The 24680-nt window shown below is 52.3% G+C and carries 23 protein-coding genes and 1 other annotated feature; all 23 genes read left to right on the top strand.

Annotation, left to right across the window (positions count from 1 at the left end):
- Positions 1-54 precede the first annotated feature (54 nt).
- The 23 genes from radA (at position 55) to rpoC (ending at position 24553) form a co-directional block, all read left to right on the top strand.
- Positions 55-1422, top strand: a complete 1368-nt coding sequence (gene radA, locus ACZ439_RS11800; protein ID WP_054797073.1) for a DNA repair protein RadA — start codon at positions 55-57, stop codon at positions 1420-1422.
- A gap of 48 nt (positions 1423-1470) precedes the next feature.
- On the top strand, positions 1471-2520 hold the full coding sequence (gene disA, locus ACZ439_RS11795; protein WP_054799679.1) for a DNA integrity scanning diadenylate cyclase DisA: 1050 nt from the start codon (positions 1471-1473) through the stop codon (positions 2518-2520).
- A gap of 76 nt (positions 2521-2596) precedes the next feature.
- The gene (pssA, locus tag ACZ439_RS11790) at positions 2597-3334 is read left to right on the top strand and encodes a CDP-diacylglycerol--serine O-phosphatidyltransferase (protein ID WP_127608802.1); all 738 of its coding nucleotides are present in this window, start codon (positions 2597-2599) and stop codon (positions 3332-3334) included.
- 151 nt (positions 3335-3485) lie between these two features.
- Positions 3486-4583: a PIN/TRAM domain-containing protein gene (locus tag ACZ439_RS11785; protein ID WP_127608803.1), complete on the top strand. Its 1098-nt coding sequence runs from the start codon at positions 3486-3488 to the stop codon at positions 4581-4583.
- A 150-nt stretch (positions 4584-4733) separates the two neighbouring features.
- Positions 4734-5390, top strand: coding sequence for a 2-C-methyl-D-erythritol 4-phosphate cytidylyltransferase (gene ispD / locus ACZ439_RS11780; protein ID WP_054799678.1), 657 nt, complete (start codon positions 4734-4736; stop codon positions 5388-5390).
- Positions 5387-5872 carry a 2-C-methyl-D-erythritol 2,4-cyclodiphosphate synthase gene (ispF, locus tag ACZ439_RS11775; protein WP_054797074.1) on the top strand — a complete coding sequence of 162 codons (486 nt, stop codon included), beginning with the start codon at positions 5387-5389 and terminating at the stop codon, positions 5870-5872. The genes ispD and ispF overlap by 4 nt, the downstream gene beginning before the upstream one ends.
- Before the next feature lie 40 nt (positions 5873-5912).
- On the top strand, positions 5913-7364 hold the full coding sequence (gltX, locus tag ACZ439_RS11770) for a glutamate--tRNA ligase (protein ID WP_127608805.1): 1452 nt from the start codon (positions 5913-5915) through the stop codon (positions 7362-7364).
- A 404-nt stretch (positions 7365-7768) separates the two neighbouring features.
- Entirely contained in the window at positions 7769-8437 is a 669-nt protein-coding gene (cysE, locus tag ACZ439_RS11765) for a serine O-acetyltransferase (protein ID WP_127608806.1), read from the top strand.
- Entirely contained in the window at positions 8427-9842 is a 1416-nt protein-coding gene (gene cysS / locus ACZ439_RS11760; protein WP_054797075.1) for a cysteine--tRNA ligase, read from the top strand. The genes cysE and cysS overlap by 11 nt, the downstream gene beginning before the upstream one ends.
- 44 nt (positions 9843-9886) lie before the next feature.
- On the top strand, positions 9887-10372 hold the full coding sequence (locus ACZ439_RS11755; protein ID WP_464621029.1) for a Mini-ribonuclease 3: 486 nt from the start codon (positions 9887-9889) through the stop codon (positions 10370-10372).
- Positions 10373-10388: 16 nt separating this feature from the next.
- Positions 10389-11129: a 23S rRNA (guanosine(2251)-2'-O)-methyltransferase RlmB gene (gene rlmB / locus ACZ439_RS11750; RefSeq protein WP_054797076.1), complete on the top strand. Its 741-nt coding sequence runs from the start codon at positions 10389-10391 to the stop codon at positions 11127-11129.
- A gap of 37 nt (positions 11130-11166) precedes the next feature.
- Complete coding sequence (locus ACZ439_RS11745) at positions 11167-11682, top strand: NYN domain-containing protein (protein ID WP_054797077.1); 516 nt, start codon at positions 11167-11169, stop codon at positions 11680-11682.
- Between the two features lie 114 nt (positions 11683-11796).
- Positions 11797-12441, top strand: coding sequence for an RNA polymerase sporulation sigma factor SigH (gene sigH / locus ACZ439_RS11740; RefSeq protein ID WP_127608808.1), 645 nt, complete (start codon positions 11797-11799; stop codon positions 12439-12441).
- Positions 12442-12684: 243 nt separating this feature from the next.
- Positions 12685-12834, top strand: coding sequence for a 50S ribosomal protein L33 (gene rpmG, locus ACZ439_RS11735; protein WP_014372565.1), 150 nt, complete (start codon positions 12685-12687; stop codon positions 12832-12834).
- 18 nt (positions 12835-12852) lie between these two features.
- Positions 12853-13065, top strand: a complete 213-nt coding sequence (secE, locus tag ACZ439_RS11730; RefSeq protein ID WP_127608809.1) for a preprotein translocase subunit SecE — start codon at positions 12853-12855, stop codon at positions 13063-13065.
- A gap of 28 nt (positions 13066-13093) precedes the next feature.
- On the top strand, positions 13094-13627 hold the full coding sequence (gene nusG / locus ACZ439_RS11725) for a transcription termination/antitermination protein NusG (protein ID WP_127608810.1): 534 nt from the start codon (positions 13094-13096) through the stop codon (positions 13625-13627).
- Positions 13628-13668: 41 nt separating this feature from the next.
- Positions 13669-14094, top strand: a complete 426-nt coding sequence (gene rplK / locus ACZ439_RS11720) for a 50S ribosomal protein L11 (protein WP_127608811.1) — start codon at positions 13669-13671, stop codon at positions 14092-14094.
- Between the two features lie 92 nt (positions 14095-14186).
- Positions 14187-14879: a 50S ribosomal protein L1 gene (gene rplA, locus ACZ439_RS11715; RefSeq protein WP_054799676.1), complete on the top strand. Its 693-nt coding sequence runs from the start codon at positions 14187-14189 to the stop codon at positions 14877-14879.
- Positions 14880-14936: 57 nt separating this feature from the next.
- Positions 14937-15101, top strand: a sequence feature (ribosomal protein L10 leader region).
- A gap of 160 nt (positions 15102-15261) precedes the next feature.
- Complete coding sequence (rplJ, locus tag ACZ439_RS11710; RefSeq protein ID WP_054797079.1) at positions 15262-15771, top strand: 50S ribosomal protein L10; 510 nt, start codon at positions 15262-15264, stop codon at positions 15769-15771.
- Positions 15772-15836: 65 nt separating this feature from the next.
- Positions 15837-16199, top strand: a complete 363-nt coding sequence (gene rplL / locus ACZ439_RS11705) for a 50S ribosomal protein L7/L12 (RefSeq protein WP_054797080.1) — start codon at positions 15837-15839, stop codon at positions 16197-16199.
- Positions 16200-16287: 88 nt separating this feature from the next.
- On the top strand, positions 16288-16884 hold the full coding sequence (locus tag ACZ439_RS11700) for a class I SAM-dependent methyltransferase (protein WP_464621028.1): 597 nt from the start codon (positions 16288-16290) through the stop codon (positions 16882-16884).
- A 371-nt stretch (positions 16885-17255) separates the two neighbouring features.
- Positions 17256-20810, top strand: coding sequence for a DNA-directed RNA polymerase subunit beta (gene rpoB / locus ACZ439_RS11695; RefSeq protein WP_127608813.1), 3555 nt, complete (start codon positions 17256-17258; stop codon positions 20808-20810).
- A 119-nt stretch (positions 20811-20929) separates the two neighbouring features.
- The gene (gene rpoC / locus ACZ439_RS11690; protein ID WP_141336118.1) at positions 20930-24553 is read left to right on the top strand and encodes a DNA-directed RNA polymerase subunit beta'; all 3624 of its coding nucleotides are present in this window, start codon (positions 20930-20932) and stop codon (positions 24551-24553) included.
- Positions 24554-24680: the final 127 nt, after the last annotated feature.

The following is a 24680-nucleotide window of genomic DNA, read 5'->3' as shown; positions in this document are numbered from 1 at the left end:
AGGATTCTTAGGCATGGTAAACTTTGTAATGGAACTTAAGTCGGGAGAAGAAATATGAGCAAAACGAAAACGAAATTTTATTGCCAGCAATGCGGGTATGAATCGCCGAAATGGCTGGGCAAGTGTCCTGGCTGTGAAGCATGGAATACGTTCGTCGAAGAAGTGGAGACGGTCAGCAAGAGCAGGGGCTCGCACACTTCGATTACCAATAAGAAAGAAAAAGCGATTTCGATCATAGACATAGAAAGCAGTGAAGAAGCCAGGATTGTCACGCGGAACAAGGAGTTGAACCGGGTGCTCGGCGGAGGCTTGGTGCCGGGCTCGTTAATTTTGGTCGGAGGCGATCCGGGTATCGGGAAATCGACGCTGCTGCTTCAAACCTCGCATGAGCTCACGGCGCAGATGTTAAAGGTGCTGTACATCTCGGGCGAGGAATCGGTACGGCAGACCAAGCTGCGCGCGGATCGCCTGCAGGCGGTATCGCCCCTTCTGTTCGTGCTGAGCGAGACGAATGTGGAATTTATCGAGGCGGCGATCGAAGAGGTGCAGCCCGATTTTATCGTTATCGATTCGATTCAGACCGTGTACCATCCGGCCGTGGCGTCAGCACCGGGAAGCGTCTCCCAAGTTCGCGAGTGCACCGGGCATTTTATGCGGATCGCCAAGGTTAAAGGTATCGCAACCGTACTTGTTGGCCATGTTACTAAGGAAGGGGCTATCGCTGGGCCTCGTCTCCTCGAACATATGGTCGATTGCGTTCTGTATTTTGAAGGAGAGCGGCATCATTCATACCGGGTGCTTCGGGCCGTTAAGAATCGATTCGGCTCGACGAACGAAATCGGGATTTTCGAAATGCGCGAAAGCGGGTTGGTCGAAGTCGACAATCCGTCCGAGCTGTTCTTGTCCGAGCGCCCGCTCGGCGTTGCCGGCTCGACGGTCGTCGCCAGCATGGAGGGGACCCGGCCTGTGCTTGTGGAGCTGCAGGCGTTGATTTCAACGACGAACTTTCCGTCCCCGAGGCGTATGGCGACCGGATATGATCACAACCGGCTCTCGTTAATTATAGCCGTACTGGAGAAGCGGATGGGCATGTTTCTCCAAAATCAAGACGCATATCTGAACGTGGCGGGCGGGGTGAAGCTGGATGAGCCGGCCGTCGATTTGGCGGTTGCCGTCAGCATCGCATCAAGTTTTCGCGATCAGCCTACCCAGCCGTTCGATGTTGTATTCGGTGAAGTGGGATTGACCGGGGAAGTGCGCGGCGTGTCCCGCGTCGATCAGCGCGTCCGTGAAGCCCAGAAGCTTGGCTTCAAACGGGTCATTATGCCTCAGAAAAGTTTAAAAGGTTGGACACCCCCGAAGGGGATCGAAATCATTGGCGTGCAGACCGTTGCGGAAGCGCTGTCCGCCGCTTTAGTTTAGTCGTCAGGAGGGACATCTTTGAGCAAGGAAGATCTAAAACGCGACGTAATGAGCCAATTATTGCAACTGGTGTCGCCGGGCACCCCGTTTCGGGACGGACTCGAGAATGTGCTGCGCGCCAAAACGGGCGGGTTGATCGTAGTCGGCTACAGTCCGGAGGTCATGGAAATTGTGGATGGGGGATTTTCCATTAACTGTGATTTTTCCCCGAATTATTTATATGAATTGGCTAAAATGGATGGCGCGATCATTCTCAGCGAGGACTTGAAACGTATTTTGTATGCCAACACGCAGCTTATCCCCGATTCCTCGATTTCCTCTTCGGAAACCGGGATCCGGCATCGTACGGCCGAACGGGTAGCGAAGCAAACCTCGAAGCTCGTCGTGTCCATTTCCCAGCGGCGTAATGTCATTACGTTGTACCAAGGAAATCTTCGGTATGCGTTGAAGGACATCGGCGTCATACTAACGAAGGCCAACCAGGCGATCCAAACGCTTGAGAAATATAAGTCTGTGCTCGATCAGGATATGACGAATCTGGGAGCTTCCGAATTCGAGGAGCTCGTTACGCTGCACGACGTCACCAGCGTCATCCAACGGATTGAAATGGTGCTGCGGATTAAAGCGGAGATTAATCGATATATCAACGAACTCGGCAACGAGGGGCGTTTGATCAGCATGCAGCTCGAGGAATTGGTAGGCAATACAGAACGCGAGGCTTATTTGCTCGTCAAAGATTATATTAAGGAATGCAACGAAGAGAAGGTCAGGGACGTGTTCGCACAGTTGAAACGGCTTGCCAGCGATGAAATTCTCGATCATGCGCAGATCTCAAGATTGCTCGGCTATCCGCATATTTCCGCCGGCGCGGAAGAAATCGTGTCGCCGCGCGGCTACCGCGTGTTGAACAAAATTCCTCGGCTGCCGTCGATTATCATCAATAATCTGATTGAACGCTTCCGGCAGCTTCCGCACCTTATGATGGCGACCATCGATGAGCTGGATGAAGTGGACGGGATCGGCGAAGTGCGGGCCCGGACCATAAAAGAAGGCTTGAAGCGTATCCAAGATCAGGTACTCATTGACAGACATATCTAACTTGCATACAATCATAAGGTGGCCTCATATACATATTGGTATTGGGGCACAGTAAAACCAGAGGTGGATCAAATACATGATAGCAAAATCTCTCCCGAACCTGTTCACGATTGGGAATCTTTTTCTGGGTATTATCGCGATTATCTCCGTATTTAACAATAAACCTGAGCTTGCGGCTATCATGGTGATCGTGGCGATGCTGCTTGACGGTTTGGACGGTCGCGTAGCAAGGGCGCTTAATGCGCAAAGCGAATTCGGCAAAGAACTGGATTCGTTGTCCGATGTCATCTCGTTCGGCGTTGCCCCGGCATTCATTATGTATGTCGTCGCTTTCACGGAGCTGAATGCAGCTGCCGCTTGGATCGTCACCGCCATCTTCCCCATTTGCGGGGCTTTGCGTCTCGCTCGCTTCAATGTAGTTGCCGGAACGCCGGGTTACTTTATCGGCTTGCCGATTCCAGCTGCAGGCGGCGTTCTGTGTACGCTTGCGCTGTTTCACCAAGAACTGAATACGATCGTGCTTGCGTTGTCGACGCTGCTCTTGTCCTATTTAATGATCAGCACCGTGAAGTATCCGAACTTTAAGAAAATCGGTATCCCGAAAGCGGCGATTTGGATTACGCCGGTCGTCGTGATTGCCGCCGTCGTCCTGGCGATTCAATTCCCGGGTACCTTATCCAAGATGATCTTCGTACCGCTGCTGTTATATGCGCTGTACGGGCTAAAAAAAAACGTTGATCGAGTCTTCTTCTTCCTCCGCCGCAAACGAAAAAAAGCGGTAGATGAGCCGGAGTCCAAGACCACGGCCATCTAAACGGAACAAAGCGAAAATGAAAAGCATTTATTTTCCGAAAGGGAAATAAATGCTTTTTTGCATTTTCTTACCTTGGCTACGATTAGGCAGAGAGCTTTTGGTTCATAATTGTAACTAGAATGCAAAATAGGATTTTATGGAGGTGAAGACTATGATGAAAAAATGGTTCCAGCTCTTGTTTGCCGTCGTCGGGGGAGCATTGGGGAACGGGTGGAGTGATACGTTAGGTAAACCTTTTTTTGAAGTCATAGCATCAGTCATCGGGATAGAAACGATCCAAGGACAAGCCGTTTGGATGTTCGCGATCGGCGCGCTTGTGTTTTATTCCGTAAGCGGATGGACGCTCGCATATTTGCTGCGGATGATCCGCAGCGGAGAAGAGCGTGTCGCTCACGTGCCGGTTACCGATTTGTTAGCCGGTACGACCGGTATGGGCGTAGGACTGCTCGTGTCTTCGCTGATCTTGCAGCCGCTTGAGCGCTCGGGCTTTTCCAATCCGCTCCTGCATATGCTGTGTATCGGCGTGCTGGGGTACGCCGGCTATAGGCTGGGGACGGTCAAAAAAGAAGAGCTCGTGGCTATGCTGGAAAAGCGCGCCGGGGATCGGACACGCCGGGCCCCTGGTGAAGTGAAAGGTTTTGAGGAACACAAAATTTTAGATACGAGCGTCATCATCGATGGGCGAATCGCCGACATCTGCAAGACCGGTTTTATTGAGGGGACGTTGGTCATACCCGAATTCGTACTGGAGGAACTGCAGCATATTGCCGATTCCTCCGATTTGCTGAAGCGCAACCGGGGACGCCGAGGGCTTGATATTTTGAACAAAATTCAAAAGGAGCTCGACGTTAAGGTATTGATCTATGAAGGAGACTTCGAAGAAATCTCCGAAGTGGACAGCAAGCTGGTGAAGCTGGCGAAAGTGCTGCAGGGCAAAGTGATTACGAACGATTTCAACCTGAATAAGGTGTGCGAGCTTCAGGGCGTCTCGGTGCTGAACATTAACGACTTGGCCAATGCGGTCAAGCCGGTCGTGCTGCCGGGCGAGGAGATTCTCGTTCAGGTGATTAAGGACGGTAAAGAGCACGGTCAAGGCGTCGCTTATTTGGATGACGGCACGATGATTGTCGTGGAAGGCGGACGTGATTTTATCGGAACGACGCTGGATGTGCTGGTGACAAGCGTGCTGCAGACGTCGGCAGGCCGGATGATTTTCGCCAAACCGAAACTATTGGAAAAAGCGCTCTAAAGCGTTATGATAGAGAGGATGCGTTTTTCCAGGGTAAGCAGATGAAGCGAGAATGCGGGCTGCGAGGAAAACGCCAGACGGTTTGGGCAGGTGGACGGTTTGAACACAGGCGTTGGCGTCGTCATTGTGGCGGCCGGTAAAGGTACGCGCATGGGCACGCGGGAAAGCAAACAATATTTGCAGTTAGACGACAAACCGATTCTGGTTCATACATTATCGGCGTTCGATCGGATGCCGTTCGTGGACGAAATCGTGCTGGTGACGGGAGCGGGCGATGTAGACCGCTGCCGGTCATATGTGAGGGCATACGGTCTCTCTAAAGTAACCACAATCCTCGCAGGCGGGAAGGAACGCCAAGATTCCGTCTGTCAAGGGCTGGCGGCGCTGGGGGACCGTGTCGAATGGGTGCTCGTTCACGATGGCGTGCGCCCGTTTGCAGCGGAAACGCATGTTCGGGCTTGCTTGCGGCAAGCCGAATTGACGGAAGCGGCGGTGCTTGCCGTACCGGTGAAGGATACGATCAAAATCGTGAACAGAGAAGGCGTCATAGAGGCGACGCCGGACCGCAGCAGCTTGTGGGCGATTCAAACCCCGCAAGCTTTTCGTCTTGCCTTGCTGTTGGAGGCGCATGCGAAAGCGCGAGAAGAAGGCTTCACGGGTACGGACGACGCGATGCTGGTGGAACGGCTCGGGCGGCAGGTATCGGTTGTCGAAAGCGATTATTATAACATTAAGATTACGACGCCGGAGGATTTGCCTTGGGCGGCGTGGATACTACGAAACGTCAGGGGAGAGGGAAGCCAATGATTCGCGTAGGGCAAGGGTTTGATGTGCACCAATTGGTCGAGGGCCGCAAATGCATCATCGGAGGCGTCGAAATTCCTTATGAGAAAGGACTGCTCGGTCATTCCGATGCGGATGTGCTGCTGCATGCGTTAAGCGACGCTATTCTCGGCGCTCTGGCGATGGGGGATATCGGCAAGCATTTTCCGGATACGGATGCGGAATTCAAGGATGCGGACAGCTACAAGCTGCTGCTGCACATATGGAAGCTGGCGACGGAAGCGGGGTATCGGCTCGGCAACGCGGATTGTACGATCATCGCGCAGAAGCCGAAGATGGCTCCATACATTCCGGCTATGGTGGAACGGATTGCCGCTGCGCTCGGCGCGGAAGCGTCGCAGGTGAACGTCAAGGCGACGACCACCGAGCAGCTCGGCTTTACCGGACGAGGGGAAGGCATCGCCGCGCAGGCGATTGTCTGTCTGGTTCAAGGTGTGCTATCATAACGAGTATTAGTTTCAAGGGAGACGGAAGGAGAATGGGGTCATGGCAAATATTCGCGTAAGGTATGCGCCGAGTCCGACCGGACATTTACATATCGGGGGCGCCCGTACCGCATTGTTCGACTATTTATATGCCCGCAAGCATGAGGGGCAGTTCATTATACGCTTCGAGGATACCGATCAGAGTCGGCACGTGGAGTCCGGTGTGGATAGTCAGTTGGAAGGCCTGCGCTGGCTCGGCATCGATTGGGACGAGAGCGTCGACATCGGCGGACCGTACGGGCCTTACCGGCAGACCGAACGGCTCGATCTGTATCAACCGTTCGTGGAGCAGCTGCTGCGCGAAGGGAACGCCTATCCTTGCTTCTGCACGGAGGCCGAGCTGGAGGCGGAGCGCGCCGAGCAGGAAGCGGCCGGCCATATGCCGATGTATTCGGGCAAATGCCGTCACTTGACAGCGGAGCAAGCGGAAGCTTACCGGGCCGAAGGGCGCAAGCCGTCCATCCGTTTTCGCGTGCCGGCCAATAAAGTGATTGCGTTCGAAGATCGCATCCGGGAGCATGTCGAGTTCGAGTCCGCGGGTATCGGCGACTTTATTATCGTCCGCCCGGACGGGATTCCGACCTATAACTTTGCCGTGATCCTGGACGATCACTTGATGAAAATCACGCTCGTCATCCGCGGCGAGGAGCATCTGACGAATACGCCGCGTCAAATTATGATGTACGAAGCGCTTGGACTTCCGACGCCGGAATTCGCGCATTTATCGCTCATTCTGAACCAGGACCGCAAGAAAATGAGCAAGCGCGACGAGTCGATCATTCAATTCATCGAGCAGTACAAAGCGCTCGGCTACCTGCCGGAAGCGGTGATGAACTTTATCGCGCTGTTGGGCTGGTCCCCGAAAGGCGAAGAGGAAATTTTCAGCAAGGACGAGCTGATTGCCCAGTTCGACTTGGACCGCGTGTCCAAAAGCCCGGCCGTGTTCGATATGGATAAGCTTAACTGGATGAATAATTTATATATTAAAAAAGCCGATCCGGAGAGAATCGTAACGCTCGCACTGCCGCATCTGCAGCAGGCCGGACGGTTGCCCGCGACGCTGAGCGACGAACAGGCCGAGTGGGTCCGCGCGTTGGTGGGGCTGTATCAGGATCAACTTCGGTACGCGGCGGAAATCGTACCGGTCTCCGAGCTGTTCTTCCGCGAGGACGTGCAGCTGGATGACGAGGCGAAGGCTATGCTCGCCGAAGAACACGCCCCGATCGTGCTCGGCAGCTTCCAGAAGCAGGTGGAAGGCGCATCTGACTTCAGTGTGGACACGATTAAAGCCTTGGTCAAAGCGGTCCAGACGGAAACCGGCTATAAAGGCAAACCTCTCTTTATGACGATCCGCGTCGCTTTGACCGGCCAAATGCACGGTCCGGACCTGAATATGACGATCCGTCTTCTGGGCCGGGATACCGTGCTTGCACGTCTGAAGAAGTTATTGTAATGCGTCTAGTTTTCTGCTAACATCTTAAACAATACCATATGCCAACGGCGACGAACGGGAAAGTACGCAGATATGAGGATTCCCAGAGAGGACGACCGGCTTAGACGGCCGGCTGCGAGTTGTCCATTCCTTATTCGGCGGAAGTGCACCCGGGAGCCGTAAAGACGATCTGACTTTCAGCGGAGACCAGGGTTATCCGCTGTCGCTCATCAGGGTAGTTTTTACCGTAGCGTTCACGATACGAACGATGAAGATGGGAGTGACGGGCCGCGCGAAGCTGCGGGTTCGTTCAACCAAGCAGAGTGGAACCGCGAAGAACAACGCCTCTGCAGCCGAATCGGGCTGCAGGGGTTTTTTGTTATTGCGGCATTTTATCAAGGTTCAGGGGAAGTGGGGTCCCAGCTATGTTCAGCAGAATGAAAGAAGACATCGATACGATATTTGAGAATGACCCTGCCGCGCGAGGCTGGTTCGAGGTTGTATTTACTTACTCCGGTTTGCATGCGCTATGGGCGCACCGGGTGGGGCATTGGTTTTATAAGAAGCGCTGGTTTACGATCGCACGAATCATTTCTCAAGTCAGCCGCTTCATGACAGGCATAGAGATTCATCCGGGGGCGAAGATCGGCAGAAGGTTTTTCATCGACCACGGCATGGGTGTGGTGATCGGGGAAACGTGCGAGATCGGGGACGACGTGCTGCTGTATCACGGGGTGACGCTCGGGGGTACGGGGAAAGAGAAGGGCAAACGGCATCCGACACTTGGTAACAATGTCGTCATCTCGGCCGGAGCCAAGGTTCTGGGCTCCTTCACGGTCGGAGAAAATTCAAGGATCGGCTCGAACGCGGTCGTGCTGTCGGAAGTGCCGCCGAACAGTACGGTGGTCGGCATCCCGGGACGGATCGTGAAGCGGGACGGGGTGCGCGTCGGACGGCTGGAGCACAACAATTTGCCGGATCCGGTCATCGAGATGTTCCGCCAACTGCAGGAGCAGGTCGATGAACTGAAAACGAAAGTGACGCACCTGGAATCGGAACGAAAGAACGGAGGAAGCGAATCTCATGACGCTTAAGATTTACAATACGTTAACCCGCAACAAGGATGAGTTTAAGCCGCTCACAGCGGGACAAGTAAACATGTACGTATGCGGGCCGACGGTTTACGACTATATTCATATCGGCAATGCACGGCCGGTCATCTTCTTCGACGTGGTGCGTCGATATCTCGAATCGATCGGGTACAACGTGAAGTATGTCGTTAATTTTACGGATGTGGACGATAAGCTGATTAAGAAGGCGGCAGAAATGGGAACGACGGTTCCTGAAGTAGCCGACTTGTTCGTGCAGAAGTATTATGAAGATACGAAAGGGCTCGGCGTTCGTGAAGCGACCGTGCATCCGCGCGTGACCCAAAATATGGGCGAGATTATTGCGTTCATCTCGGGCCTTGAAGCCAAAGGGCTTGCCTATGAAGCGGGAGGCGACGTATTCTTCCGCACGTCGAAGTTTGCGGAATACGGCAAGCTGTCGCAGCAAAATCTCGACGAACTGCAGTTCGGTATCCGTGTCGATGTCGATCAGCGCAAAGAGAACCCGCAAGATTTCGTGCTCTGGAAAGCGGCGAAGCCCGGTGAAATCAGCTGGTCGAGCCCTTGGGGCGACGGCCGCCCCGGGTGGCACATCGAGTGTTCCGCCATGGTTCGCAAATATTTGGGCGAGACGATCGATATTCACGGCGGGGGACAGGATTTGACATTCCCGCACCACGAATGCGAAATCGCGCAATCCGAAGGTTTAACCGGGCATCAGATGGCTAATTACTGGATGCATAACGGGTTCGTCAATATCAATAATGAGAAAATGTCGAAATCGCTCGGCAACGGCATAACCGTACACCAGCTCTTGAAGACGATTCCCGCGCAAGTCATTCGTTATTTCATGCTGTCGGGCCATTACCGCAACCCGCTCAATTTCAGCGACGAGGCCGTGGAGCAGGCCAAAGGCAGCTTAGCCCGCATTGAAAACTGTATCTCCGCGCTGAAGCATCGCCTGAAATCCGCAGCGGCGGAAACGGGGGGCGCTCCCGCTGCAGCGGATCCCGCGATTGCAGCAGCGGTTCAGGACGTGAAGGCGCAATTCGAAGCGAAAATGAACGACGACTTCAATACGCCGGATGCGATTACCGCCGTATTCGAATTAGTCAATGTGGCCAACCCTTACGCTAACCGCGAGGAAGTGAATGCGGCTACGCTGGAGCTTTTGCTGCAGCAGTTTGCGGCGATGGACGATGTGCTCGGCATTCTGGCGCCCGAAGCGGACGATTTGCTTGACGAAGAAATCGAGCAGCTGATCGCCGACCGTACCGAAGCCCGCAAAAGCAAGAACTGGGCTCGTGCGGATGAAATTCGCGATCTATTGACTGAACGCGGCATCGTGCTGGAAGATACGGCTCAGGGCATTCGTTGGCGGCGCAAATGACGGGGAACGGACGAGACGAGTTGAAGCCTGAAGTTGGAAGTGAATTGAGAAGTAACACTGAATCGAAACGTGATCCAGGACCGGAACCGGATCCATTCGGCGTTAACCTGTTTGCGTTTCCGCCGGCCCGCGAGCCGCGGCTGTTGAACCCTCTGGTGCTCGCGTACATGGGAGACGCCGTGTACGAGGTGTTTATCCGGCAATATGTGGTGTCGCAAACGAACCACAAGCCGAATCATTTGCATCGGCTCGCGACTCGGTACGTATCGGCCAAAGCGCAGGCCAAATCGTTAACGCGGTGGCTTCCTCTGTTGACGGAGGAGGAGACGGACATCGTCAAGCGCGGCCGCAACGCCAAGTCCGCTACGAAGGCGAAGAACGCGGACGTGCTCGAATACCGGCACAGCACCGCGTTCGAATGCTTGATCGGTTATTTATATTACATGCGCCGTTGGGAACGGCTGCTGTTCTTGCTGAACTTGTCGTTGGAGCGGGAAGAAGAAGCTGAACTCAAGAAATCTAAACTATAACGAGAGGACGACCTGCATGGAAGAAATCATTGGGGGCAAGCATTCCGTGTTGGAAGCGCTGCGTTCCGGCCGCACGATCAATAAAATATGGGTGGCCGAGCAGGCGCAAAAACAGCTGACGCAGCCGATCATCGCGGAGGCTAAGCAGCAAGGGGTTATCGTCCAGTTCGCCGATAAGCGGAAGCTGGATCAAATGGCCGGGGACATTCAGCATCAGGGCGTCGTCGCGCAGGTGGCTGCGTACGACTACGTAGACGTCGAGGATTTGCTTGCGCGCGCGGCGGAGAAGAATGAGACGCCGTTCCTGCTCATTTTGGACGAAATCGAAGATCCGCACAATCTCGGTTCGATTCTGCGGACGGCCGACTGCACGGGCGTACATGGCGTGATTATTCCGAAGCGGCGGTCCGTCGGATTGACAGCGACCGTCTCCAAGACATCGGCCGGCGCCGTTGAATACGTGCCGGTTGCGCGGGTCACGAACTTGGCGCAGACGATCGAGCAGTTGAAGCAGCAGGGCGTCTGGATCGCCGGTGCGGACGTGGGCGCCAAGGCTCCGCTTTACCAGACGAACTTAAATTTGCCGCTGGCGATCGTGATCGGCAACGAGGGCAAAGGCATCGGCCGGCTCATTCGGGAAAAGTGCGACTTTCTTCTGCAGCTGCCGATGTTCGGTCAAATCAATTCACTGAACGCGTCGGTTGCCGCTTCCGTCTTTATGTACGAAGTGGTGCGCCAACGGCTTGCGGCACAGTGAGCGGCCACAGCCGGTTTGATCTCGGCGGGTGGTCGGCATGATCCAAGAAATTTTGATTGTGGACGGGTACAACATTATCGGAGCGTGGCCGGAGCTGCAGAAGCTGAAGGAAATCCGGCTCGAAGAAGCGCGGGACCGGTTGATTCAGATCATGGCGGAATACCAGTCGTACTCCGGGATGAAGGTCATTCTCGTCTTTGATGCTTACTTTGTACCCGGGCTGGGCGGTAAATACACACAGAGCAAGCTCCCCATCTATTTTACGAAAGAGAAAGAAACAGCGGACGAGCTGATTGAAAGATTGGTGGTCACCCATATCGGGCGGCGTAAGCAGATTTATGTAGCGACTTCGGATATGACCGAGCAGCACGTCATCTTCGGCAAGGGAGCCTACCGGGTTCCGGCCAGCGAGCTGCTGGTGAAGGTTCGCCTTGCGCGTCAGGAAATCCGGCGTAAGATCAAGGATGAGGCCGAAACCAAGCGAAATACGTTCGACAGCCGCTTAAGCGACGAGCAGCGCAAACGGCTCGAGGATTGGCGGCGTGAGCGATAAAATAGCGTAACGCCGTGGGCTTTGAAGCTTTTGCTAGCGCGAATTTTATTGACGATGTTAGGTTACATAATGTATACTAATCCTATCTTTCAAGCGCAGGCCGGAGGGATTGTGGTGAGTGTCGACTTCAAAGAATTGAGAATGTACGAATACGACCTCAAGGCAGACGAAGATGTAGTCGAAGCGGTCCGCGAAGGCGATAGCGATGCGCTGGAATACTTGATTAACAAGTATCGAAACTTCGTACGCGCCAAGGCACGATCTTATTTTTTGATCGGAGCCGATCGAGAAGATATCGTACAGGAAGGCATGATCGGGCTGTACAAGTCCATTCGCGACTTCCGCGGCGATAAGCTTGCCTCTTTCAAAGCATTTGCCGAGCTCTGCATTACCCGTCAGATCATCACGGCTATCAAGACAGCCACCCGCCAGAAGCATATCCCACTTAACTCTTACGTTTCCTTGGACAAGCCGATCTACGATGAAGATTCAGATCGAACGTTGCTGGATGTCATTTGCGGTTCCCGCGTATCCGATCCGGAAGAACTGATTATTAATCAAGAGGAATTCAGCGGTCTGGAAGACAAGATGGGCGAGATTTTGAGCGATCTCGAGCGCAAAGTGCTGATGCTGTATTTGGACGGAAGATCCTATCAAGAAATTGCTGTAGATTTGGATCGCCATGTCAAGTCTATTGACAACGCCCTGCAGCGCGTTAAACGCAAATTGGAGAGATATTTGGAAGTTCGCGACGCATAAAGTAGGCACCTTTCCTCTACCCGAGAAGGTGCCCTTTTTTGTGCCGTTGACCGCTGCGGGTGGTTTAACAGCCCCGTTGACGGTCCATACTGGTAATAACGAGCATGACAGGTGCAATCCTTTTTCCTTGACATGAAGTATGCCGTGTGCTAAAGTGTTCAGGTAGCCTTAAAACGAGTAGGCGTTTTTTTGCTGGTCGCATAAGGTTGTAAATCAAAGGCTGGTCCGTAGGAGGTGTACATCATGCGGGTGATCATCACGTTAGCGTGCACAAACTGCAAGCAGAGAAACTATACGTCTTCCAAAAATAAGCGCAACCATCCTGACCGCATGGAGCTCAAGAAATATTGCAAATTTTGCAATGAACAAACGGCTCATCGCGAAACTCGCTAGTTTTTTGGAGGTGTAGTTGTGTCCTTTTTAGCTAAAGTGAAGCAGGGATTCGGCAGCACGTTTTCTTTTTTTGGGGACGCTTGGTCCGAGTTGAAAAAAGTGAAATGGCCCAGCCGTAAAGAGCTGATTAGTTACACGCTGGTCGTGTTGTTTACGGTCATCTTCGTGACGGTGTACTTCTACGTTCTGGACTTAGGGATTTCTGAGCTGCTTCGCCTCGTGTTTCAATAATTCAGGCTGATTGGTGGCGCTAATGGGAATGGAAAAAAGATGGTACGTCGTACATACCTATTCCGGGTATGAAAACAAGGTGAAGGCCAATTTAGAAAAACGTGTGGAATCCATGGACATGAAGGACAAGATCTTTCGCGTGCTCGTGCCTATGGAAGAAGAGCTTGTGAACAAAGACGGTAAGAAAAAGACCGTAATGCGTAAAGTATACCCGGGATACGTACTGGTGGAGATGATCCAAACGGACGATTCCTGGTATGTTGTGCGCAATACGCCTGGCGTTACCGGCTTTGTCGGGTCGACCGGTTCCGGTTCGAAACCGACGGCTTTGCTTCCTGAAGAAGTAGAGTCGATTCTCAAGCATATGGGCATGGAAGAACCGAAACCGAAGATCGATTTCGAACTGAAAGAGACGGTTCGCGTGAAGGTCGGTCCGTTCGCCAACTTCGTTGGGTCCGTGGAAGAAATTCTGGTCGACAAAAGCAAGCTGAAGGTGCACGTCAATATGTTTGGCAGGGAAACGCCGTTGGAGCTTGACTACCATCAGGTGGAAAAGCTGTAACATGATCGTCTGTCATACTACGAACGAGGAGGTGTCACACAATGGCAAAAAAAGTTATCAAAATGGTAAAACTGCAAGTTCCAGCAGGTAAAGCGAATCCGGCGCCGCCGATCGGTCCGGCACTCGGTCAAGCAGGCGTTAACATCATGGCGTTCTGCAAAGAGTTCAACGCTCGTACCGCAGATCAAGCAGGTTTGATCATTCCGGTCGTAATCACGGTTTTCGAAGACCGTTCTTTCACGTTCGAGACAAAAACGCCTCCGGCTGCCGTTCTTTTGCGCGTAGCTGCAAAGATCGAAAAAGGATCCGGCGAACCGAACAAGAAGAAAGTCGCAACCGTAAAACGCTCGCAAGTGCGCGAAATCGCCGAGCAAAAAATGCCTGACCTGAACGCTGCATCCGTCGAGGCTGCTATGCGTATGATCGAAGGTACGGCTCGCAGCATGGGCGTAGTCATCGAGGACTAATCGAAGGCTGCCATGCTTAAGTTTTCCTCGTCGGAGGAGAACTTCAACCAGTGGGAGGATATTCCGCTAATACCACATAGGAGGACTGCAAAGTGGCTAAACACGGCAAAAAATACTTGGAAGCTTCCAAGTTGATCAACGCCGACACGTTCTATGAGCCGCTCGAAGCTATCGAGTTGGTTAAGAAAACGGCGGTAGCCAAATTCGACGAAACCGTCGAAGTGGCTGTGCGCTTGGGCGTAGACCCGAGAAAACAAGACCAAGCTGTTCGCGGCGTGGTTGTATTGCCTCACGGTACAGGTAAAACCAAACGTGTTCTTGTATTCGCAAAAGGCGAAAAAGCTAAAGAAGCGGAAGCGGCTGGCGCTGATTTCGTAGGCGATCAAGACATGATCAATAAAATCCAACAAGGTTGGTTCGACTTCGATGTCTGCGTAGCTACGCCGGACATGATGAGTGAAGTCGGTAAACTCGGTCGTATCTTGGGTGGTAAAGGTTTGATGCCTAACCCTAAAGCGGGCACTGTTACGTTTGACGTAGCGAAAGCCGTTCAGGAAATCAAGGCTGGTAAAATCGAATACCGTCTGGATAAAGCCGGACAAATCCATGCTCCGATCGGGAAAGTTTCCTTCGACGCCGAGAAGCTCGCAGAAAACTTCAAAGCCCTGATCGACGCGTTGAACAGAGCGAAACCGGCAGCTGCCAAAGGGGTATACCTGAAGAACATCGCGGTATCCTCGACGATGGGTCCGAGCGCTCGCATCAACGTAGCGAACCAACGATAAGGAACAGCTTGCCAGTTGACTTTCAAGGTCAGGCGTGCTAACCTAATTAGGTTCAATAACAAGTGAATATGCTTACCGTAGACAGCAGGTGCTTGGATGCTCCAAGCTTAATCTCCTGCCGAGGTGTTATGATAAACGTTCGATATTCGAAGCTTTACGGCTAGTGAATATGGGAATCATCATGCCTTCGCGTTGTCTGCGAAGGCATTTTCGTTTTCAGGCGAAGATGTTTTCGACAGACGCTCGGCTAGTGCGGACGATGTTTACGATAAGTTTCGGGTTACAAGGAGAATGCTTAGGAAGACGGTTACGGTTTTCTATCGAAAACTTGGCAGATGCTTTCGAAGCAGTTTTCTGACGAAAACTTGTAGGAGGTGCAAAAATGGCAAACGCAAAAATCATTGAGCAAAAAGCGGCTCAGGTGACGGAAGTATCCGAAAAACTGAAAGCAAGCTCCTGCGCGATTGTTGCGGACTACCGCGGTTTGAACGTAGCTCAAGTGACTGAGCTTCGTAAACAATTGCGTGAAGCCGGCATTGAGTTCCAAGTATTGAAAAATACGTTGGTACGCCGCGCGACAGCAACTGCAGAATTGACGGAACTGGACTCGTTCTTGAGCGGTCCTACCGCAATTGCATTCAGCAAAGACGACATTATCGCTCCTGCCAAAATCCTGACGGATTTTGCTAAGAAGAACGATAAATTGGAAGTTAAAGCAGGCGTGGTTGAAGGCAAAGTTGTAGACTTCAATCAAATCAAAGCATTGGCTGAACTGCCTTCCCGCGAAGGTCTTCTGTCCATGTTGCTCAGCGTGCTCCAAGCTCCAGTGCGCAACTTCGCCCTTGCGGTTAAAGCTGTCGCTGAGAAGCAAGAAGGCGGCGCGCAAGCGTAATACAAGCCGTACCTGTGCAAGACCACAAACTAAAACATCTTAATTAAGATAATGGAGGTTTAACCATGAGCAAAGAGCAAATCTTGGAAGCCATTAAAGGCATGACAGTATTGGAACTGAACGACCTGGTTAAAGCAATCGAAGAAGAATTCGGCGTAACTGCAGCAGCTCCAGTAGCTGTCGTTGCAGGCGCTGGCGCAGCAGCAGTCGAAGAGCAAACTGAATTCGACGTCATCTTGAACAACGCTGGTGCATCCAAAATCAACGTTATCAAAGTTGTTCGCGAAATCACAGGCCTCGGCTTGAAAGAAGCAAAAGATCTCGTAGACAACGCTCCGAAAGCGTTGAAAGAGAAAGTATCTAAAGAAGAAGCAGAAGCTGTAAAAGCAAAATTGGAAGAAGCAGGCGCTTCCGTAGAAGTGAAGTAATTAACTTCCAAACGCACCCCTTGTTCGAGGACGACCTCTGCAAGGGGTTTTGCTTTTGTCTGCAAAAAAAGAATGGGAGGATTCGCGCATGGCGGAACACTATTACACGTCTAAGCCAAGTGTAGAGCACGATTTGCATCGGATTGAGGAGACGCTGCGCGGGCATAAGTTTGTATTTATGACGGATGCGGGCGTATTTTCCAAAAAAGGTGTCGATTTCGGATCGAAGCTTCTCGTGGAGACGGTTGAATTGACGCCCCAAGCTAAAGTGCTGGATGTTGGATGCGGATACGGGCCGATAGGTCTAGCCGCTGCTTGGATCGCGGCGCAAGGTCATGTCACGATGCTGGATATCAACGAACGAGCGATATCTTTGGCTAGAAGGAATGCGGAGCATAACCGCATTGCCAATGTGACGATTGTACAAAGCGATCTGCTTGCCGCGGTGAAAGGCCAGTTTTTCGATGCGGTGCTTACGAATCCTCCGATTCGTGCAGGAAAAGAGACGGTGCATCGCATATTCGCGCAGGCGCATGAAGCCTTGCTGGAAGGCGGGGCGCTATGGGTCGTCATTCAGAAGAAGCAGGGCGCGCCTTCGGCTTACGCGAAGCTCGAATCTCTCTTTTCGCAAGTGGAAGAAGTGGAACGGGACCGCGGCTATTGGATCATCAAGGCGACGAAATAGCGATAGAACGAGCTGGTGCAATCGCATCTTTCCGTTTTTCGCCGATGATGGGAATTATGTTGACTTGTATTTTGCACTGTGTTATTATAGTAAAATGTCAGCATTATGATTGGGTAATTTGTCTTTAGTTCACTAAAATGTCAAGAAGTTTTTTATGCCTCGGTTGAATAAAATTTAAACATCTGACGTATAATGTTTAGATTTTACGTAAACCCTACAAGGTATGTAGAAAATTGTGGTAACAATGAAGTGAAAAAAAGGTCTATTAATTTGCATCAGGATTAGAAGCTTCTACAAGAAGTTTGACTTCGCGAGTGCTTGAGTCGAGAAGGCTTCCCGCAGAGGCTTTTATTTTGTTCTATTGAGTAGACATGAGGGGTGAATCTAAGTTGGCGGGTCATCTTGTTCAATTAGGTCGACGTAAACGCAGGTCTTACGCTCGGATTCATGAGGTTTTGGAAGTGCCAAACCTTATTGAAATTCAACAAAAATCATATCAATGGTTTTTGGATGAGGGATTGCGCGAAATGTTTCAAGATATTTCCCCGATTCAGGATTTTACGGGGAATTTGGTGTTGGAATTTATCGACTATTCTCTCGGAGAGCCGAAGTATTCGGTGGATGAGTCCAAGGAACGTGATGTGACCTTCGCAGCGCCGCTTCGAGTGAAAGTGCGCCTGATCAACAAAGAAACCGGAGAGGTTAAAGAACAGGAAGTGTTCATGGGAGACTTCCCTCTGATGACCGAAACGGGAACTTTCATTATTAACGGTGCGGAACGGGTTATCGTCAGTCAGCTGGTTCGATCCCCCAGCGTCTATTTCAGCACCAAGGTCGACAAAAACGGGAAGAAAACCTATACGGCTACAGTCATTCCGAACCGCGGCGCATGGCTCGAGCTCGAGACGGATGCCAAGGACATTATTTATGTTCGGATCGATCGTACGCGGAAAATTCCGGTTACCGTATTGCTTCGCGCACTCGGCTTTGGAACGGATGCGGAAATTATCGATTTGCTCGGCGACGATGAATATATTCGCAACACCTTGGATAAAGACAATACGGACTCTACCGACAAGGCTCTGATCGAAATTTATGAGCGTCTTCGTCCGGGTGAGCCGCCTACGCTCGATAACGCCAGAAGCTTGCTGGTCGCGCGTTTCTTCGATCCGAAGCGATACGATCTGGCTAACGTAGGCCGTTACAAAATTAATAAGAAGCTTCATATTAAAAATCGCTTGTTCAATCAGCGTTTAGCTGAAACGCTCGTTGACCCGGGCACAGGCGAAATCATTGCGGAAGCCGGTCAGTTGATCGATCGACGATTGCTCGACACGATTCTTCCATTCCTGGAAGATAGCGTAGGCTTCAAAGAGTACAACATCACGAATGGCGTGGTGGAGAATGATCGAATCCCGCTGCAGTGCATCAATGTTTACTCGCCGATCGAAGACGGCAAAGTCGTGAAAGTGATTGCTAACGGTAAAATCGACAAAACCGTCAAGCACATTACACCTGCCGACATCATTGCGTCTATTAATTACTTTATGGACTTGCTGCATGGAATCGGCAGCACCGACGATATCGACCATCTCGGGAACCGTCGTCTCCGCTCCGTAGGCGAGCTGCTCCAGAACCAATTCCGGATCGGTTTGTCCCGGATGGAGCGTGTCGTTCGTGAACGGATGTCCATTCAAGACGTCAACACGATTACCCCGCAGCAGCTGATCAACATTCGTCCGGTCATTGCGTCGATTAAAGAGTTTTTCGGAAGCTCGCAGTTGTCCCAGTTTATGGACCAAACGAATCCGTTGGCCGAACTGACGCATAAACGGCGCTTATCCGCTCTCGGACCAGGTGGTTTGACCCGTGAGCGCGCAGGCTTTGAAGTCCGCGACGTGCATCACTCCCATTATGGACGGATGTGCCCGATCGAGACGCCAGAGGGTCCGAACATCGGTTTGATCAACTCCTTGTCGACGTTCGCGCGCGTGAATGAGTTTGGATTTATCGAGGCGCCTTATCGTCGCGTCGATCCCAACACGGGAGTCGTTACGGATGAGATTTCGTATTTGACCGCCGATGAAGAGGATAACTACGTTGTCGCTCAGGCGAATGCCGAACTGACCGAAGACGGCAAATTTGCCAACGATACGGTCATTGTTCGTTACAAAGACGATAACTTGAGAATTGCCAAAGACCGCGTCGACTATATGGACGTTTCTCCGAAACAGGTCGTATCCGTCGCGACGGCGCTCATTCCGTTCTTGGAGAACGATGACTCGAACCGTGCCCTCATGGGATCGAACATGCAGCGTCAGGCCGTACCTTTGCTCATTCCGAAGGCGCCGCTCGTCGGGACGGGAATGGAGCATAAGTCGGCGAAAGATTCCGGTGTATGTATCGTTTCTAAAGTGAACGGGGTTGTAGAGAAGGTTTCCGCCAACGAGATCTGGGTGCGCCGTCAGGAAATTGTAGATGGCCGCGTCGTTAATGGCGATATCATTAAACATAAATTGCATAAATTTTTACGTTCTAACCAAGGGACTTGCATCAACCAACGTCCGATTTGCCATAAAGGCGAGCAAGTCCGTGTCGGCGACATTCTAGCCGACGGGCCTTCGACGGAACAAGGCGAATTGGCGCTTGGCCGCAACGTGGTCGTAGCCTTCATGACATGGGAAGGGTACAACTACGAGGATGCGATTTTGCTGAGCGAACGACTGGTGAAGGAAGATGTGTATACTTCCATTCACATTGAAGAATACGAATCCGAAGCGCGTGACACGAAGCTCGGACCGGAAGAAATTACGCGCGATATCCCGAACGTCGGGGAAGATGCGTTGAAGAACCTTGACGAACGCGGAATTATCCGTGTCGGCGCGGAAATCGCCGCAGGCGATATCCTGGTCGGTAAAGTAACGCCGAAAGGCGTGACCGAGCTGACGGCGGAAGAACGTTTGCTTCATGCGATCTTCGGCGAGAAGGCGCGTGAAGTTCGCGACACGTCCCTCCGCGTGCCGCATGGTACGGACGGTATCGTCGTTGACGTGAAGGTGTTTACCCGCGAGAACGGAGACGAGCTGCCGCCGGGCGTCAATCAACTGGTTCGTGTCTATATTGCCCAAAAACGGAAAATTTCCGAGGGCGATAAGATGGCCGGTCGTCACGGTAACAAAGGTGTCGTTGCCCGCATCTTACCGGAAGAGGACATGCCGTTCCTTCCGGACGGTACGCCTGTTGAAGTTGTTTTGAACCCGCTCGGCGTTCCTTCGCGGATGAACATCGGTCAAGTTCTTGAGGTTCACTTGGGCATGGCTGCGAGATATCTCGGCATCCATACCGCTACGCCTGTATTCGACGGCGCTCGCGAATACGACGTGTTCGATACGATGGAAGAAGCCGGCATGCAGCGCAACGGTAAGACGCTTCTGTTTGACGGCCGCACCGGCGATCCGTTCGAACGGGAAGTTACCGTCGGCGTCATGTATATGATCAAGCTTGCGCACATGGTTGACGATAAAATCCATGCGCGCTCCACAGGTCCATACTCGCTCGTTACGCAACAGCCGCTTGGCGGTAAGGCCCAGTTCGGCGGCCAGCGTTTCGGGGAGATGGAAGTATGGGCGCTTGAGGCCTATGGTGCCGCCTATACGCTGCAGGAAATATTGACCGTTAAATCCGATGACGTCGTCGGCCGCGTGAAAACGTACGAATCGATCGTCAAGGGCGAGAATGTGCCGGAACCTGGCGTACCGGAGTCGTTCAAGGTTTTGATCAAGGAACTTCAAAGCTTGGGGATGGACGTGAAGATTCTCTCCGAGAACGAAGAAGAGATCGAAATGAAAGAAATGGACGACGAAGACGAAGTGACAAGCGACAAGCTGAACTTGAATTTAGAAGGCGCAGAGATGGGTGTAGAGTAAGCTCTGCCAGCAGAATAAGCATTGTGCCTTGGGTGCTAACCGGCATCTAAGGCACATATCGATACGGCGCATGCGTCCGATAGCGTTTTGACAGACAAAACATGGAGGAGGGTTGCTCCTTGATCGACGTCAACAATTTTGAGTTCATGAAAATCGGTTTGGCTTCCCCGGACAAGATCCGTTCGTGGTCCCGCGGCGAAGTGAAGAAGCCGGAGACAATCAACTATAGAACCTTGAAGCCGGAAAAAGAAGGTCTGTTTTGCGAGAAAATTTTCGGACCGACCAAGGACTGGGAATGTCATTGCGGTAAGTACAAACGTGTCCGTTACAAAGGGGTCGTGTGCGATCGCTGCGGCGTTGAAGTGACGCGCCAGAAAGTTCGCCGCGAGCGGATGGGGCATATCGAACTTGCCGCTCCGGTATCGCATATTTGGTACTTCAAAGGTATTCCTAGCCGTATGGGGCTTGCGCTCGATATGTCTCCGCGTTCCTTGGAAGAAATCATTTACTTCGCTTCCTATGTGGTCACCGATCCGGGTGATACGCCGCTGGAGAAAAAACAGCTGTTGTCTGAGAAGGAATACCGCAGCTATCGCGAGAAATACGGCTACGCCTTCCAAGCCGGTATGGGCGCGGAAGCCGTTAAGAAGCTGCTGCAGGATATCGATATCGAGAAAGAAGTCGATATGCTGAAGGAAGAGCTTAAGACGGCCCAAGGTCAACGCCGTAACCGTGCGATTAAGCGTCTTGAAGTCATGGAGGCGTTCCGGAATTCCAAAAATATGCCGGAGTGGATGGTGCTCGACGTACTGCCGGTCATCCCGCCGGAGCTTCGTCCGATGGTTCAGTTGGACGGCGGCCGCTTTGCGACCTCCGACTTGAACGATTTGTATCGCCGCGTGATTAACCGGAACAACCGGTTGAAGCGTCTGCTCGATCTCGGCGCGCCGGACATCATCGTGCAGAACGAGAAACGGATGCTCCAGGAAGCCGTTGACGCTTTGATCGACAACGGCCGCCGCGGCCGTCCGGTAACGGGTCCGGGGAACCGGCCGTTGAAATCCCTCAGTCATATGCTGAAAGGGAAGCAAGGACGTTTCCGTCAAAACCTGCTCGGTAAACGGGTAGACTATTCCGGTCGTTCCGTTATCGTAGTTGGGCCGAGCCTGAAGATGTACCAGTGCGGTCTTCCTAAGGAAATGGCACTTGAATTGTTTAAGCCCTTCGTCATGAAGGAGCTTGTTAATAAAGGTCTTGCGCATAACATCAAGAGCGCGAAGCGCAAAGTGGAACGCGTAAGTCCGGAAGTTTGGGACGTGCTCGAAGAAGTCATTAAAGAGCATCCGGTTCTGTTGAACCGCGCCCCTACCCTTCACCGTTTGGGCATTCAGGCGTTCGAACCGATTCTGGTCGAAGGCCGCGCCATTAAGCTTCACCCGCTCGTCTGTACGGCATACAATGCCGACTTCGACGGCGACCAAATGGCGGTGCACGTGCCGTTGTCGGCGGAAGCGCAGGCCGAAGCCCGCGTACTGATGCTGGCGTCCGGGAACATCTTGAACCCGAAAGACGGTAAGCCGGTTGTTACGCCTTCGCAGGATATGGTTCTCGGAAGCTTCTATCTGACAACGGAGAACAAAAACTCAAAGGGCTCACTAACGATCATTCGTACGGTAGCGGAAGCGGTGTCGATGTATCATCGCGGCGACGCTTCGCTTCATGCCCGTGTTGCGATCCCGGCGAAAGCGCTGGGTAAAACCAGCTTTACGCCAGAGCAGCAGGAAGCGATATTGATTACTACGGTCGGTAAAATCATTTTCAATGAGATTTATCCGAAAGATTTCCCGTATATCAACGAAGCGACGAAAGCGAACTTGTTGAACGGTGTATCCGACAACTATTTCGTGTTCGAGAAGGGCGGAGACATCCGCGCCAAGATGGAAGAGCTGCCGGAGACGAAAGCCGTAGGTAAAGACTACCTCGGTACGATCATCGCAGAATGCTTCCGTCGATATCATACGACCCAAACATCGATCATTCTCGACAATATTAAACAGCTTGGGTTCACGTACTCGACGCGTGCGGGGATTACGATCGCGGTAGCCGACGTTACGGTACCTACTGAGAAGGATCAGATTCTGGCTGAGTCCGACGAGAAAGTCAAAGTCGTGACGAACCAGTACCGCCGCGGTTTGATCACCGATGACGAGCGTTATGACCGTGTCATCGCGATCTGGAGCAAGGCGAAGGACGAAATTACCGATATTCTGATGAAATCGCTCGACAAATACAATTCCATCAACATGATGGTGGAATCCAAAGCACGGGGTAACAAATCGCAGATCACCCAGCTGGGCGGTATGCGCGGTCTGATGGCGAATCCGTCGGGTAAAATCATGGAGTTGCCGATCAAATCGAACTTCCGCGAAGGCCTGACCGTCTTGGAGTACTTTATCTCCACGCACGGAGCGCGTAAAGGTTTGGCGGATACGGCGCTTCGTACGGCGGATTCCGGTTACCTGACGCGTCGTCTAGTCGACGTGGCGCAGGACGTTATCGTTCGCGATGAAGACTGCGGTACGGACAAAGGTTTCATGGTCAGCACGATTCGCGACGGGAAAGAGATCATTGAAGATCTGTACGACCGGATTGAAGGCCGTTATTCCTTTGAAACGGTTCGCCATCCGCAAACCGGCGAAATCCTGGTATCCCGCAATGAGCTGATCGAAGCCTCGATCGCTGATAAAATCATCGCGGCGAACGTAGAACGTATTCAAATTCGTTCCGTACTGAGCTGCCGTTCCAAGCATGGCGTATGTAAAAAATGTTACGGACGCAACCTGGCTACGGGTCAACACGTTGAAATCGGGGAAGCGGTCGGTATTATTGCCGCCCAATCCATCGGCGAACCGGGTACCCAGCTCACGATGCGTACGTTCCATACCGGCGGCGTTGCCGGCGACGATATTACACAAGGTTTGCCACGGATTCAGGAGTTGTTCGAGGCTCGGAATCCGAAGGGGCAAGCGATCATTTCGGAGATCGACGGCGTGGTTAAGGAAATTCGCGAAGCGAAAGACCGCCGCGAGATTGAAGTGCAGGGCGAAGCCGAATCCAAAACGTATGCGGTGCCGTACGGCTCTCGGATTCGCGTGACCGTGAACCAGAACGTAGAAGCCGGCGACGAGCTGACAGAAGGCTCCATCGACCCGAAAGAAATGCTGCGCATCAAAGGGATTCGCGGTGTGCAAAACTATATCCTGCAAGAGGTTCAACGCGTTTACCGGAATCAAGGGGTAGAAATCAACGACAAGCACGTTGAGGTTATGATCCGTCAGATGCTGCGCAAAATTCGCATCGTAGATGCCGGTAATACCACGCTGCTTCCAGGTTCGTTCGTCGATATTCATGAATATGAAGAAGCGAACAAGGTGGCGCTCTTTGCAGGCGAAGAACCGGCTGTAGCCAAACCCGTATTGCTCGGGATTACGAAAGCGTCGCTCGAAACCGACTCCTTCTTGTCGGCCGCATCTTTCCAAGAGACGACTCGCGTACTTACGGACGCTGCCATCAAAGGGAAGGTCGACCAGTTGCTCGGCTTGAAAGAGAACGTCATTATCGGCAAACTGATTCCGGCAGGTACGGGAATGAGCCGTTACCGCAATATTCGGATCACCGATCCGAATGCCGAGCCGGAGGATGAACAGACCGACGAGGCGCCGGAAGCAGTAACTGTTGAATAGATTATGAATTGAAATGCGCCGTTTGCTTTCTTGCCATCTGTAAAAATTGCGAGAAAGCGAGCGGCGATTCTTGACACGATATAAGCGAAGTGCTAATATATCAAAGTGTGCCATTTTACATGCCTCG

The sequence above is a fragment of the Paenibacillus sp. JCM 9796 genome (assembly GCF_055379675.1).
This window is presented reverse-complemented; position numbering and strand designations above follow the sequence as displayed.